This is a genomic window from Lewinella sp. IMCC34191 (assembly GCF_003390935.1).
In the GTDB taxonomy this organism is placed as follows: domain Bacteria; phylum Bacteroidota; class Bacteroidia; order Chitinophagales; family Saprospiraceae; genus Neolewinella.
In genome coordinates this window covers 29,600-43,794 of record NZ_QNQZ01000001.1, presented here as the reverse complement: position 1 = coordinate 43,794, position 14,195 = coordinate 29,600, and the positions used below count along the sequence as shown (strand labels likewise).

Annotated in this window: 9 protein-coding genes; 5 read left to right on the top strand and 4 right to left on the bottom strand. The window is 59.1% G+C overall.

Annotated elements, in window-relative coordinates:
* Positions 1-425: 425 nt before the first annotated feature.
* Positions 426-3,575 (bottom strand): WD40/YVTN/BNR-like repeat-containing protein, encoded by a 3,150-nt coding sequence (locus tag DRW39_RS00135; RefSeq protein ID WP_116104974.1) that lies wholly within the window; start codon positions 3,573-3,575, stop codon positions 426-428.
* A 613-nt stretch (positions 3,576-4,188) separates the two neighbouring features.
* Here DRW39_RS00135 and DRW39_RS00130 point away from each other — a divergent pair.
* From DRW39_RS00130 to DRW39_RS00110, 5 genes are all read left to right on the top strand, one after another.
* Positions 4,189-4,704: a hypothetical protein gene (locus tag DRW39_RS00130; protein ID WP_116104973.1), complete on the top strand. Its 516-nt coding sequence runs from the start codon at positions 4,189-4,191 to the stop codon at positions 4,702-4,704.
* 65 nt (positions 4,705-4,769) lie between these two features.
* Positions 4,770-5,291, top strand: coding sequence for a lipocalin family protein (locus DRW39_RS00125; protein WP_157975829.1), 522 nt, complete (start codon positions 4,770-4,772; stop codon positions 5,289-5,291).
* Positions 5,292-5,376: 85 nt separating this feature from the next.
* A complete protein-coding gene (locus DRW39_RS00120) occupies positions 5,377-6,219 on the top strand; it encodes an amidohydrolase family protein (RefSeq protein WP_116104971.1) in 843 nt (280 codons plus the stop codon).
* A 17-nt stretch (positions 6,220-6,236) separates the two neighbouring features.
* A complete protein-coding gene (locus DRW39_RS00115) occupies positions 6,237-7,703 on the top strand; it encodes an alpha-L-fucosidase (RefSeq protein ID WP_116104970.1) in 1,467 nt (488 codons plus the stop codon).
* Positions 7,704-7,838: 135 nt separating this feature from the next.
* Positions 7,839-8,798, top strand: coding sequence for a sulfotransferase family protein (locus tag DRW39_RS00110; protein ID WP_116104969.1), 960 nt, complete (start codon positions 7,839-7,841; stop codon positions 8,796-8,798).
* Between the two features lie 2 nt (positions 8,799-8,800).
* Here the strand turns inward: DRW39_RS00110 and DRW39_RS00105 are convergent, their stop codons facing one another.
* Genes DRW39_RS00105 through DRW39_RS00095 form a run of 3 tightly spaced genes read right to left on the bottom strand, consistent with a single transcriptional unit; the run spans position 8,801 to position 14,164 of the window.
* Positions 8,801-10,888, bottom strand: a complete 2,088-nt coding sequence (locus tag DRW39_RS00105) for a sulfatase-like hydrolase/transferase (RefSeq protein ID WP_116104968.1) — start codon at positions 10,886-10,888, stop codon at positions 8,801-8,803.
* Positions 10,879-12,996, bottom strand: a complete 2,118-nt coding sequence (locus DRW39_RS00100) for a TIM-barrel domain-containing protein (protein WP_116104967.1) — start codon at positions 12,994-12,996, stop codon at positions 10,879-10,881. Before DRW39_RS00100 ends, DRW39_RS00105 begins: the two co-directional genes overlap by 10 nt.
* 37 nt (positions 12,997-13,033) lie before the next feature.
* Entirely contained in the window at positions 13,034-14,164 is a 1,131-nt protein-coding gene (locus tag DRW39_RS00095; RefSeq protein WP_116104966.1) for a glycoside hydrolase family 88 protein, read from the bottom strand.
* Positions 14,165-14,195 lie beyond the last annotated feature (31 nt).

The window sequence follows — 14,195 nt, the reverse complement described above, 5'->3', positions numbered from 1 at the left end:
TTTGTTCAATAGTGTCTCTCTCTAGCGTCGGCGCTCGTTTCGGTTCAGGAAAGTGTTTAAGAATCATCCCGAATCGAGTGCCGACCCACTATTCCCCCCCTTCCCCCTTTTAGCGGTATCGTCCACCATCTATCCATGGGTAGAAAGCTATTCCGTGTGATGATTGGAAAGACCAGTATTAAAGCGGAGGATTACCGAGGGAATCGTCCCTTTAGGGGGAAATTAGAATATTTATGCACCCTACGTACGAATCTGCAATTGCCATTCGTTCATCTACGAAAGACCCGCTATTCACATAGCGCAGCAACGATCTAACCCTCCTTTATTTATTCCACGTTCAAGTTGTTTCGGCGAAAAGATCGCCATTGCATCGGCTTTCTTACCTGGCCTGGAATTTTTTCGGGTATGGTAAGATTGCCGCATGTTTAGTCCGCCGCCCATAGGGCACCAATCCCTTGCTCCCACAATTTTTGGTTGAAGGCCGGAATCCGGTCCCGTAGCAAGCTCCTCCCCTTCTCCTTGAGCGATGACCATTCCTGATTCAGCGTTTCCATCCGTTCCCGCGTAGGGTCGTTTACGCGGGGAATACTGCTTTCCGCATGATTCAAGGCGAAGAGATAGTTCGCCGTGAACCGGTTGGGGAAGTTCTCGACGTCATCGTAGGCCTTGGATTTGCGCTGAATCATCAAGTCGTCCCAGCCGTTGATGTCGGCCCGCAACTGGCGCGCCTCAGCGAGCAGCTCCGTATGCCCGTCCGCTTCGAGTCGTTTCAGCAGACCGTCGAGCTGGCCTTTGACGGCCTGAAGGTCATTCACCATCCGGTGCATCTCGTTCAGACTGGATTCAGCCGCCATCATGAAGTCATCGTAATCAGTGTAATCTTCCCCCGTCAATTTGTAGGTCGGGTTTTCCTGCACCGTTACGTCGGTGCTTTCGCTGACCGATCCGGACTGTAAGGTTGCGGTATAACGGCCCGGTCCGACCCGCCGCCCACGGAAGCTGCCCTCGATATAGGCGGAGGGTGCGCCCACCAGATTATCGTGTCGCAAATTCCAAACGAAGCGGTTGAGGCCGTTTGCGGTGGGCAGGGATGTTGCGGCGGGTGGTCCACCGGCGTAAGTTTCCGTGGCAGTCGGGTCGGAGGAGATCACCCGGACCGTATCTCCTTCCGCGTCGGTAATCGTGAGTGTCACCTCGGCGGAGTCCCGATCGACCGGTAGATTATAGTAAAGCACGGCTCCGCTTGCGGGATTGATGCCCTCCAGAGAGCCTGTCCCGTCAAAAGCGGAAGTACTGCCATCCATCGGACTGCGGTGGCTGCCCAGCACGACCGGAGCCGGGGTATACAATTGCACCATATCCGGCTGCCCGTCGTACTGCCGTACCAGCTCCAGGTCATCCAGGATCCAGAATGCCCGCCCCGATGTCGCTACGATGAGGTCGTCGTGGGCAATCTTCAGATCGGTAATGGGGGTTACGGGCAGGTTGAGGTTAAAGCGTTCCCAGTGATCACCCCCATCGAAGGTGACGAAGGGGCCGGTTTCCGTACCCGCGAAAAGCAAGTCCTCCCTTTCGGTATCCTGCCGAACCACCCGGGTATAGGAACCCTCTGGCAGATCGCCCGTGATCTCCGTCCAACTGCGGCCGTAGTCAGTAGTCCGCATCAGGCGCGGGCGGTGATCGTTGAATTTGTATCGTGTCGTAGCGATGAAGGCGGTACCGGGATCGTGCGGAGAGACCTCGATCGCATTCACCAGGGTTTCCCCCTGGCCGGCCGGCGTCACGTCATTCCAGCTGGCACCGCCATCACGGGTCACCTGGACTTTCCCGTCGTCGGTTCCGACCCAGATCACGCCCGCTTCGTGGGGGGAATCCGTCACGTAACTGATCGTGCCGTAATTTTCCGCGCCAACCGCCTCGTTCGTGTATGGCCCGCCGCCGTTACCTTGTTTATCGTCTTGATTACGGGTCAGGTCAGGACTGACTTCCGTCCAGCTCTTCCCCATGTCCGTGGTTTTCAGCAGCAGCTGTGCGGCGTGGTAAAACGTATTGGGCTCATGGCGAGACCGGATGATGGGCGCGTTCCAGTTAAATCGGTATTTCATGTCCCGGGCTTCCCGGCCGAGGTACTGAATCGGCGCGGCCATGATGTTGGTGCTGGCGTGGGCCTCATTGTCCAGAACTTCGATCGTACCCAGATAGCTTCCTCCGAGTACGAAGCGCGGATCGTCGGGGTCGAAGGCCAGGAAGGCGCTTTCGCCTCCGGCCGAGGCCGTCCAGTCGCTCTGCCCGATTCCGGAGCTGCCCGGCGACATGCTGGCGATAGCCACCGAGGTGTTATCCTGCTGTCCGCCGTAGATCCGGTACGGATATTGATTATCTACGTTGATGCGGTAAAACTGACCGGTGGGCATATTATCCTGGGTTGACCAGCTATCCCCGTAGTTAAAACTGATGGCCGCCCCCCCGTCGTTGGCGATGCAGAGGTTCTTCGGGTTCTCGGGATTGATCCAGAGATCGTGGTAGTCGCCGTGCGTGCCGCTTAGTGACTCCCAGCTTTTCCCGCCGTCGATCGACCGCAGGGCGCCGGCGCTGAGCACGTACACGACATTCTCGTTGGTCGGATCGACGAACAGCTCGGTGTAGTACCAGGCCCGCTGGGTAAGCCGGTTGTCGTCACTTACGCGCGACCAACTGTCTCCCCCGTCATTACTGACAAAGAGTCCACCCTTATCTGCATTGGAGTCGCCTTCGATGAGGGCGTATACTTTGTCCGTATTCGACTGGGCAACGGCGATGGCCATCTTACCCATTTCCTCCGGCAAGCCTTCGGTCATTTCCTCCCAGGAGTCGCCGCCGTCAATCGATTTGTAGAGCCCGCTGCCGGGGCCGCCACTTACTACCTGCCATGGCAATCGCTGGTGGTGCCACATGGCGGCGTAGAGCTCCCGGGGGTTCGAGCGATTCATGCTCAGTTCCACGGCACCGGTTAGGTCATTTACGTAGAGCAGGCGCTCCCAGCTTTCTCCCCCGTCCGTACTACGGTATACGCCGCGCTCTTCGTTCGGCCCGTACAGTTGCCCCTGCGCGGCGACGTATACGACATCCGGATCGTCAGGATGAATCAGAATGCGCGAGATGTGCTGGGTTTCCTTCAGCCCCAGGTGACGCCAACTCTTTCCGCCGTCGGTACTCTTATACACGCCGTCACCGTGGGAGGTCATGACCCCGCGGGGAGCATGCTCGCCCATACCGACGTACACCACCTGTGGATTACTACGAGCCACGGCCACTGCTCCTACCGAGCCGGTTCCGAAGTACCCATCAGAGATGTTTTCCCAGTGCTGTCCCGCATCGGTGGTTTTCCATACCCCGCCCCCGGTGGTACCCATGTAGTAGGTCAGGGGATCGCCCACTACACCGCTGGCGGTGACGGAACGGCCGCCACGAAAAGGGCCGATGTTACGATATTTGAGGGGTTCAAGAAAATCGGTTAACTCGGAACTGTCCGCGGGGGCCTGGGCCCAGGCCCAGGAGCAGAGAAGGAGCAGGCCGATGGTTGAATAGGTTTTCATCTGGAAGGATTGAGCCCCCAAGGTAGTAACTGACCAAAATTTCCTGCAACCCCGTTTCATTACGCTCCGCCCAGCCATCGTCACGACCCGGAATTGCCACGGCATTTTGCACCGTACAGCAGGTAGGATCAGCATACCTCGTTTCGGGGCTATTGAATGGCACCCTATTCAGCCTCTGATGCCCCGGGCAGCCCGTTGTAGACCGGTCGATAGGAGGTATTCTATCACCGAATACCGTGCATTGCTTAAGCAGCTTGGCCGAGGCTTAGCGACCGGAAAGAACGACTCATAGATGAATCATTTGGTAGAGGCGGAATAGAGACGAGTTGAGGGAAAAATTCGAAACACGCATTCCGCCGTTGCTTCAATACCGAAAAATGACAACCCGCGGATTATGCATTAAAAACACCGCCTAATCAAAATTAATCACAACGTTAAAGTCTGAAGATGGCATACCAGGATTTCCTAATTTCTCAACTTTCGGGATACCTTGTGAAGGCTAGGATAATACGGTGATACCTAATGCTCTTTTGTCTTTAGGTATCCGCTGATAAGCTCATGTATCCATAGCTTCCGCTTACCTCCCCACTGACATGACCCACATAACCGCAATATGCGTCCGCTTGGCCTAATCATTTTAAGTGGACTACTCGCTGTCCTGGTAGTATCCTGTGATCCGGATACCACCGAACCGCAGCCCCCCGCCCGGCTCGTCGGAGAATGGAAGATGGTATCTTCTACCGGGCTGATCACCTACCTTTCCCAGGATTCGGCCGAAGCTTCCCGTTTTATCGATACGCGAATGATCGAGCCATCGAATTACCGGCTAAGCTTTCACGAAAATCCCCAAGAAGTCACTTCCCTCGGCGCTACCACCCTGGAACGGAGCTACAGGAACGGCGGCGAACGGGACACCTTAATCAACGCCGGAAACATCAATGGCCTAGTCAGCTGGGAACTCGCGGGGTCGACCCTCACCCTTACCGACGAACAAGGCTATCGCCAGGCGTCCACCGTCGTCACCCTGAACGACAGTGAATTGGCGATTTCATACGATGTCATCGATTCCTTCTACATGCCCTATTACCTGACCCGCAGTCAGGCCACTCAGATTTATCAGCGTAGGTGACCCTTCCCTTCCGATCGGCCGCTTCTATGCATTTCATTCTTTTTACCCGCTCACCCCCTTACACTATGCGCACACTTGTATACCTCCTTTTTTGTCTTCCCATCCTCCTCACCTCCTGCGACAAGGACGAGGTCAGCACCTATAACGGCGACATCGTCGGAACCTGGAAGATGGAAGCCGGATCGGGAGCCGGACAAATCACCACTTCCTTCGGCGGCAGTGAATTCAATTCCGATTTGACCCTGCTGATGGTTCAGCCTACCACCTACGAAATCGAGTTCACCTCCAGCAAACAGTTCAACGTAAGCGGTTCGATGAATATGGAAATGACCTTCGATATGCTCGGTCAGACGACCTCCCAGGTGGTGAACATGGCCGATATATTCTCCAACGGAACCTTTGAGGTCACCGGCGACAAGATGGTGCTGACCGCTAACCAGGGAGAGGAGCGCCAGGAAGTGACCATCGTCTCCCTCACGGATACCAATCTGCAGATCGAAGCCAGAGGAGCCGTCACCCGGTCCGTTGGCGGAGCAACTTCGGTGACCGATCAGGTAATCGACTACTTTTTCGTACGGGTAAACTAGCCCGGTCGGGAACCGAGGTCGGGCCGTAATTCCCTGCTATCGCGCGGCGGTTGATATATTGGGCGGCAGGCTATACCCACCATCCATGATCCTCGACGCCCACCAACATTTCTGGAACTACGACCCGGTACGCGATGCCTGGATCGACGAATCCATGCAGGCTATCCGACGCGATTTCCTTCCGCCGGATCTGCAGCCATTGCTGGACGCCAACGACGTTGACGGATGCATTGCCGTCCAGGCCGATCAGTCGTACGAAGAAACGGACTTCCTGCTTGGGTTGGCCGGACAGTATGCCTTCATCCACGGGGTGGTCGGCTGGGCGGACCTGCGCAGCGATAGCCTGGCCGATGAACTGAGTAAGTACGAGAAGGCGGAAAAACTGGTCGGCCTGCGCCACGTCGTGCAGGCCGAGCCGCCCGAATTCATGGACGGGGAAGCCTTTCGCCGGGGAATAGCCAAACTCCGGTCGTTTGACCTCACCTACGATATTCTCATCCACCACGATCAACTGGCGGAAAGCGTTCGACTCGTCGGTGCTTTCCCGGACCAGTCCTTCGTCATCGATCACCTGGCCAAGCCCGTGATTGCCGGCCAGCCCGACCGGCAGTGGGTCAGCCAGATCCGGGCCGTGGCGCGCCACGAGAACGTGTGGTGCAAGCTTTCCGGCATGGTAACGGAAGTTCCGGGCCGGGATTGGACGCCGCAGCTGCTCCGGCCCTACGTCCGGGAAGTGTTAGAGGCTTTCGGACCGCGACGGGTCATGTACGGCTCCGATTGGCCGGTGTGCCTCGTTGCGGCCTCCTACGCCGCGCAAATGGACGCCCTGAAGGAAGCTTGCGCGGACTTGTCCGATGACGAGCAGCGCGCGATTTTCGGGGAAAATGCCGCGGAGTTTTACGGTATCCCTGCACGGTCTGTAGATTGAGCGGCTCAGAGAAAGCTATGAACCGACTATCCGCACTGCTCCCCACCGCCGCCTCGATCGTTGTGATCGGCATTTTATCCTGCGCTCCGCCGCCCCCTGAGCCCCCCGAGCCCTTCGGGGCTTTGCCCACGGAGACGCAGATGGAGTGGCTGGCCATGGAAACCAATGCCTTCATCCACTTCACCACGAATACCTTCACCAACCTGGAATGGGGCTTCGGTGACGAAAGTCCCGAAATCTTCGCCCCCACCGAGCTCGATACCGATCAGTGGATGAGCGTCCTGAGCGAAGTAGGGTTTATGGGGGTGGTCCTGACCGGCAAGCACCACGACGGCTTCGTACTCTGGCCCAGCGCATATACCGACCACTCGGTGGAGCAATCCCCCTGGATGGATGGCGAGGGCGATCTGGTGGGCATGGTCGAGGAAAGCGCGCGCGCCCACGATATGAAGTTCGGCATCTACCTCTCCCCCTGGGACCGCAACCGGGAGGACTACGGCGACAGCACCTACATCACGTACTACCGTAATCAACTACGGGAGGTATTCGAGAACTACGGGCCGATCTTCGAAATGTGGTTTGACGGGGCCAACGGCGGTGACGGCTACTACGGCGGCGCCAATGAGAAGCGGGCCATCAACGGCCGCTATTACTACGACTGGCCCACTACGCTGGGGATGGTCCGCGACCTGCAGCCCGATCCTTCAACCATCATTTTCAGTGACGCGGGGCCCGATATTCGCTGGGTGGGCAACGAGCGGGGCTTCGTGGGCGACCCGAACTGGAACACCATCGATACCGATACCCTCTACGCCGGGAAAGCCGGAATCGAAGACCTGCTGAACCACGGGACGCCGGGTGCCAAATCCTTTATTCCCGCCGAGGTCGACGTTTCCATCCGCCCGGGCTGGTTCTACCACCCCGAGGAGGACGATCGCGTGAAGACGCCCGAGGAGCTATTCGAGATTTACCTGACCTCCGTGGGGCGAGGGTCGGTACTGCTACTGAACGTACCGCCCGATCGCCGCGGACTTATCCACGAAAACGACGTTGCTACCCTGCGACGCTGGCGGGAACTGATCGACTCAACCTTCGCCAATGACCTGGCAGCCGACGCCATCGCCCTGGCGGATCACCACCGCGGTAACCACGAGGCTTACGCCGCAGCCAACCTGCTGGACGGTGACCCCGAGACGTACTGGACCACCGACGATACCACCACCACGGGCCGCATTACCGTCAACCTCCTGGAACCCAAATCCGTATCCTACGTCCACCTCCAGGAGCATCTTCCGCTCGGACAGCGCGTGGCCGGCTTCCGGGTACTGGCGATGGTCGATGGCCGGGAGCAGGTGATCGGGGAAGGGAAAACGATCGGCTACCAGCGAATTCTCCCCGTAGAACCGGTGACCGTCAACGAATTGGTTATCGAGATCACCGAAGCGCTGGCACCACCTATCCTGACCCGCCTGTCCGTATATTGAACGAACGCAGGGCGGCGGAGCGCAGGTAGAAAGCTTAAACGGAAATACCCTAGCTTTGCGCCACGTTAGACCAGCACGGCGTCCGTATCCTATTGTTTACGGCCCACAGCTTTACACCCCTCGAAGACTTACGCAATGAGCAACAAATTAGGTTTACCGCTTGAAGACAGCCCCTACCGGCTGGATGATAATCCACCTATCTTCATCCTCGGCTGTCCACGTAGCGGCACCACCTTCCTCAGCCAGTGCGTTGGCGGCATTAAGGGGGTGGAAGAGTACGTCGGTGTACTGGCACCACCCCGGATGATGCACCTGGTAGGCAGTATGTCGGAAGACGGGGAACGCTTCAACAATCCCAACCAGGCCGCGGTCAAGACCCTGATGCAATCCATCCGCGATATTTTCTGGCAGTCGTTCTGGCGCCGGCGCTACTACCGTGGCGAACGGCTGAAGAACGTGTACGAGCGGAATAACACCATCGGCGAGTTCCTCAAACCGCCGAGCATGGACAACGCCATCTTCTGCTATAAGGAACCCTTCCTCTGTTTCGCCGCCGAAGCATTCGCCGCCGAATTCCAGAATGCACGCTTCATCCACATCATCCGGGACGGCCGCGACAACGCCGACTCCATGGTCCGCCGCTACCCGGATGCGCTGACCGATCGTATCCTTAAATCGCCCGAGCTGGCCGAGAATAAGGTGTCCGAAGTCGGTGTGTACGACATGGTCGACGGGACCATCGTTCCCTGGTGGGTACCGGATGCCGACCGCGAAACCTTCATTAGTGCCGACCCCTACATCCGCTACGTCATCATGTGGCGGGAGATGGTCCTGCGCGCACGCTGCCTGGCCCCCCTGGGCCCGGACCGCTACCTGGAGGTCAAGTACGAAGACTTCGTGAGTAACCCCATCGAGGAAGCGGAAAAGATCCTGGGATTCCTGGGCAATTCCATGTCCCCTACCCTGCGCAAGCGGCTTGGCAAGGCGCGTACGGGTTCCATCAGCATTGCCAAGCAGAACCAGGGAGATGCGAAATACCAGGCGGCTACCGATGCCGCGGAGGACTTACTGCGGGAGATCGGTTACGCCGTATAGCACTAATCAACGCCCCTGTCTTCGGTCAGCCGCACCGCGGATGCCAGCCCCGGCACGGGTAGCTCGGTAATGGCGGCTGCCACGGTGCGCGCGTTCAGTTCCGCTCCGAAGCAGGTCGTGTGGGTGTGATCTTCCCCGAAGTATCCGGCCCACAACCGTTCCTCTCCGATGCGGTCGTACACTTTCGCCACGCGCTCGTTGAGATCGATGAAGTAGGCCCCCTCCTCGCGGGCAACTGTTTCCGCCCATCCGCCGTAGCCGTTCGCGGCTCTTTCCACCCGACCATTGTGCCACTTGTTCCGCGGCACCATCGAGCAGATGATTGGGGTAACCCCGATCGCGCGGGCGTCGCGCACGTATTGCCGCAGGTACCAGCCGTAGGTATGTACGGTATCCGGCTTCCCAGTTGAGGCGCGGATTTCAATGGCGGTATCCGGACCGGTGCCGGGCAGGCTACCGCGTTCTTTCTGGTCGAATACGGGGCCACCGTCGTTGTGCCCGAACTGGATGAGCAGGAAGTCGCCCTCTTCCAGGCCGGAGAGCGCGTCGGCCCACAAACCTTCCTTGTAGTAGGTTTTGCTACTCCGGCCACCCCGGGCGGCATTAACGATTTCTACCGAGGAAGAATCGAAATAGGGACTGAGCACCTCGCCCCAGCCACACAGATCGGTGTCTTTGGCGCCATTCTTTACCGTGGAGTCACCAATCAGCAGCAGCTTGCTCGTCCGGTTCTTTTTGCGGACGGGGAAGTACGGGGAAGGCCGGTGTTGGGCTTCCGCCAGCGCGGCCAGCTCAGTCGTCAGGTCGGGCAAGTCGGCCGCCAGATCGTTTGCTTCGCCCGGATCGTTGTCCAGCCGGTAAAGCTCCCAATCGCGCTCCGGAGCGGTACGGATGGTCTTGTGCGGTCCCCGGCGGATAGCCTGCTGGTACCCACCCTCGTGAAATTCCCAGTAGAAGGTGCGGTCCATCTCCGACCGTCCGTCGGTATCCCCCGTAATAACCGGCCAAACGTTGCTCCCGTCGACACGCTCGGTGGGATCGACGTTCGCTACGGCACAGAGCGTCGGGAGTACGTCCGCGAAGGTCCAGGGGACGTCGCTTACCTCACCCGCGGGTACGTGTCCCGGAAAGCGAACGATCATGGGCGTCCGTAGTCCCCCTTCGTACATATCCCGCTTGTGCCCGCGCAGGGGGCCGGAGCTGTCGAAGCGGCCTTCCCACCGCTGGGCGGCGCCGTTGTCGGAACAGAAAAAGACGATTGTCCTGTCCGTTAGTCCGTTTGCTTCGAGTCGATCAAGCACCTTCCCCACGTCCCGGTCCAGTCGTTCCACCATGGCGGCGTAGACCCGCTCGTCGGGCGTCCAGGATAGTGAGTCCGCGAACCGGCCGAGGGTATCGATCTCGTAGTCGTCGTGGGGGAGTGTGTAGGGCAGGTACAGGAAAAAGGGTTCCTGCCGGTGCTCGTCCACGAAGCGCAGGGTCTCTTCCAGGAAATGATCCTGTACATAATCCCGCTTGCGGTGGCCCGCGTTGTCCGGAAAATCGATGCGCTCGTTGTTCCGCCAAACGTAATCGGGAAAGTAGGTATGCGCCCGACGCTGGTTAAGAAAGCCGTAGAAGTAGTCGAAGCCCTGGCGATCGGGCAGCCCTTCCGTCGCGGGTTCGCCCAGCCCCCACTTCCCGATCATACCGGTGGCGTAGCCGGCTTCCTGCAGTAAGCTCGCCACGGTCGTGTCGGTGGTCCGAAGCGGAATACGCCCTGCGGCCCCTCCCAACCCTACTACCCCGCCGACGCCATTATTCCCGCGTACGGTCGTGTGTCCCGTGTGCTGTCCGGTCATCAGTACCGAGCGGGAGGGAGCGCAGACCGTGGAGCCGGCGTAGACCTGGGTAAAGCGCGTACCCTGCATGGCGAGTCGGTCCAGATTTGGGGTCCGGATCACCGTCTGCCCGTAGGATCCCAGGTCGGCGTAGCCCAGGTCGTCGGCCATGATGAAGACGATGTTGGGGCGGTCGGTCAACTGCCCCAACACCAGTGTCGTCCAGGCGAGGCAAACCAATAGCGTGGTGTACCGTCGCACTATTCCCATTCCTCGGCGGCTTCCAGCGCGGCGAGATCGGGCCGCTTCGCCGCGATTTCCAGCGATTCCTGGTAAAGCGCATTCAGGTCACCCAGTTCCTGCCCGGAGCCCTCGCGAATGAAGACGGGGGTTTTATGGGCCGGTGCGTCGACGGTGACGTACTGGCCGCCTTCCATCACGTTTTCCGGGTTCCAGGCATCGATCCATCGTTCGCCGGCGGGCAGGTAGAGTCGGTGCTCGTCCACGCCGCTTTCCCAGACTACGGAGACCAGAAAGTCGGGCCCGAAGAGGTAGGTCTGCCAGTCTTCCCAGGCTTCTTCTTGATCGGGGTATTCCAGGAACAGGGGGCGGGCGATGGGCGTACCGGTCTCGCGGGCAAGTTCGGCCTGGTCGCTCACGTAGTCGACCAGTTCCATGCGGAGTTTTGAATACAAGCGCCAGGTGGCGATGAGGTCTTCGTCGTAGATGGGGTCCTCCGGGTTATTCCAGAGTCCCTCGTTGTTGGTCGGGCCAATTTCCATAATCGGCGAGAAGCAACCGAGCCCCAGCCAACGCTTGGTGGTCTCCTGGGTAAAGTCACCCCAGTATCCGCCGATGTCGGACCCCCAGACCGGGTAGCCCATCACGGCGCAGCGCTGCAGGGCGATGACGGCCGAGCGCAGGCCCTCTGGCTTGCCGTTGGTATCACCGGCCCACATGCTGCCGAAGCGGGCACTGCCCGTATACTGGGCGCGGGGGAACAGGACGAAATCATCCCCCAGTACCGGCTCCACCGCTTTGTAAGTGGCCTCTACGTACTGCCGCGGGTAGTCGTTGAAGTTCTCGCGGTAGGTTGTACCCGCCGAGGTGGTCAGGTGCAGGGAGTCCTGCAATTTCTCTCCGTCGGCCCGATCCAGCTTGAAGCCTTTGACGCCCATGCGCGCCAGTTTGCCGGGGCCGTTTTCCGCCCACCATTGTACGGCTTCGGGGTTGGTGAAGTCCATGAGTACCTGGCGGGAATCCTTCCAGCGGTTACTCTGCAGGTCGAAGTCATTCTCCTCGGCGTAGTCCGCCATGTCGCCCATGACGAAGGGCCCGATCCACAGCATCAGTTCCGCACCGTGATCGTTCAGCCAGGAAATCATCTTTTCGGGCTGCGGGAGTCGCTCCGTGTCAAAATCGTAATCGTCGAACCCCCGGACGCCGGGTCCCCACGGCCGGTCGATCCAGACGGCCGTAAAGGGAATATCGAAGGCTTCCATCATGAGCACGTCTTCCACGATGTCGGTGTTGTAGGGCGCCGTTTTTGGGGTGCCGTCGAAGTAGGTCGCCTCGTTGAAGTGCTCGTCGCGCCACCGCCACGGACCGAGTGCCCAATCGGGCGGCACCAGGGAAGGACCGGTTTCGAGGGCGTGCTGCTGTACGATCTCCTTTACGCCCTTTCCCAGGTAGAGCTTGTACGCCAGCTCGGGTCCCTCGAAGGAAACCTGTACGGTATTGGGATGCTCTTTGGCAAAGTCAAACACACCGGGCCAGGTGCCCTCGGCAAAGAAACCGTAGCTGGCCGATGAAATATAGAAGGGCGCGTAGGCCGATACGGTAGGCTTTAGGTGCATTTCCACGCGTTCGCCGCGCAGGTTCAGGCCGGTAGTGATGCCGTCCTTCCAGGATTCGTCCTGATCGCCGTCGACCACCCGCTCGAAGATGCCGGTGAAGTACTCGTCGCTATCGGCCGCGAAATTGACGTGCCAGTGATTGTGCCCCTCCAGCTCGCTGTCGGTGGTAAGTCGGAGGCCAAGGTCTTCCCCGTTTCCGGAGTTGATGGCGAGCGTCACCTCACCGGCGTCCGTCGTCCAGGTGTAGGTATAGTCGGTGCCGTCCTGTTCGGAACTCGATGGTTGGCCGCTTACCCAGGTTGTCGTGCCATCGCGCTCGAAGCCGATGCTCCCCACGCTCGCGGAGGGAGCATGAAGAATTACGGAGTCACCCGCCGGATTGGCAATGGCCAGGCGGGGATATCCGTTCGCGTCGAGCGACATCCCGACCGGATCGCCTTCCCCGTCGGGGACGTTGGTCGCGCAGCCCGTCAGACCGGCCAGCAATAGAAAAATTATGAAGGAGGAGACTAAGGATTTCATAGATAGATATTTGGAATATTCGGAGAGGCGGGGTCACTTAACTGCGCTGTTTAAGCTTGTAAATTTCGCTACCGGCGAGTAGGAAAGCCCCGAGCCCGTAGTCCTCAAAATCGGGGATCTTATCGTAGCTCAGGGGTTGGCCGTCCTTCGGTTCCTTGCCGGTACTCTGGACGTAACCGAGGAAGCCGTTGTCGTGCAGCGCCTCGTCGACCATCGCATTCCAGGCCCTGGCCAGGGGGGGCATGTACTTTTTCCGGTCCAGCAGCTTGTGGTTGATGCCCCAGGCCATCCCGTAGGCGAACATGGCCGTACCCGAGGTTTCCTTTCCCCCGTAGTGGTTCGGGTCGTGGAGGCTGACGTTCCAGAAACCGTCTTCCCGTTGCACCTTCAGAACGGCGTCCATCATATCGCGGAAGTCGGCAATGTACTCCTCGCGGTGGGGATCGTCTTCGGGCAGGATCTCCAGTACGCGGGCCAGCGCCATGATCACCCAGCCGTTGCCGCGCGACCAGTAGCTGTCTTCCCCGTTGGGTTCGGTATAGGGCGGGTCGAAGTCGGCGTCCCGCCACCAGAGGTGATCCTCGGGGTTGTACAGCCCATTTTCACCGTGCTCGTTCTTCGTGAACGCGTACATCTCGTACATCCGCTCGAAGTAGCTTGGGTCGTCGTACAGCACCCCCAGCTGAGCGAATACCGGCATGCCCATCTGAATGGCATCGATCCAGTCCCAGTCGTCGATCTTGTCCGTGGCCATCATGCTGTCGATGGACGCCTTGATGTACTCGATGCGCTCGGGCTGCGGGTCGATCTCGTAGAGTTCGATGTAGGTCTGTCCGGCGGCTTGATTATCCGCGTTGCGCGTATAGGTGTTTCCGTCGCGCAGGTTCCACTCGTGGAAGTCGGCCCAGTCCGTGGCGTACTGATAATATTCGGGCTGGGGATCAATGTCGTGCAGCGCCATCAGCCCCTGGTAGTAGACGGCACGGGTCCAGATGTTGCTCGCGCGCGATTGATTGGTCACGATGCGCTTACCGGTGTCCGGCCACTTTTCCATGAAGTAGGCGTTGGCTTGCCGCATATCGGCCAGCGTCTCGTCTGGTTCGGGTAAGTCGGCCGGCCGGTGGCAAGCCAGGAACAGCAGGGGTAGTAAGAAAAGGATGTGTTTCATGATTTTTGCAAGATGATTCTTGATTGACAGG

What these genes read in the sequence shown, in the direction of transcription:
- DRW39_RS00125 (WP_157975829.1), top strand. Translation starts at nt 4,770, where the DNA reads ATGCGCACACTTGTATACCTCCTTTTTTGTCTTCCCATCCTCCTCACC.
- DRW39_RS00110 (WP_116104969.1), top strand. Translation starts at nt 7,839, where the DNA reads ATGAGCAACAAATTAGGTTTACCGCTTGAAGACAGCCCCTACCGGCTG.
- DRW39_RS00120 (WP_116104971.1), top strand. Translation starts at nt 5,377, where the DNA reads ATGATCCTCGACGCCCACCAACATTTCTGGAACTACGACCCGGTACGC.
- DRW39_RS00105 (WP_116104968.1), bottom strand. Translation starts at nt 10,888, where the DNA reads ATGGGAATAGTGCGACGGTACACCACGCTATTGGTTTGCCTCGCCTGG.
- DRW39_RS00100 (WP_116104967.1), bottom strand. Translation starts at nt 12,996, where the DNA reads ATGAAATCCTTAGTCTCCTCCTTCATAATTTTTCTATTGCTGGCCGGT.
- DRW39_RS00115 (WP_116104970.1), top strand. Translation starts at nt 6,237, where the DNA reads ATGAACCGACTATCCGCACTGCTCCCCACCGCCGCCTCGATCGTTGTG.
- DRW39_RS00130 (WP_116104973.1), top strand. Translation starts at nt 4,189, where the DNA reads ATGCGTCCGCTTGGCCTAATCATTTTAAGTGGACTACTCGCTGTCCTG.
- DRW39_RS00095 (WP_116104966.1), bottom strand. Translation starts at nt 14,164, where the DNA reads ATGAAACACATCCTTTTCTTACTACCCCTGCTGTTCCTGGCTTGCCAC.
- DRW39_RS00135 (WP_116104974.1), bottom strand. Translation starts at nt 3,575, where the DNA reads ATGAAAACCTATTCAACCATCGGCCTGCTCCTTCTCTGCTCCTGGGCC.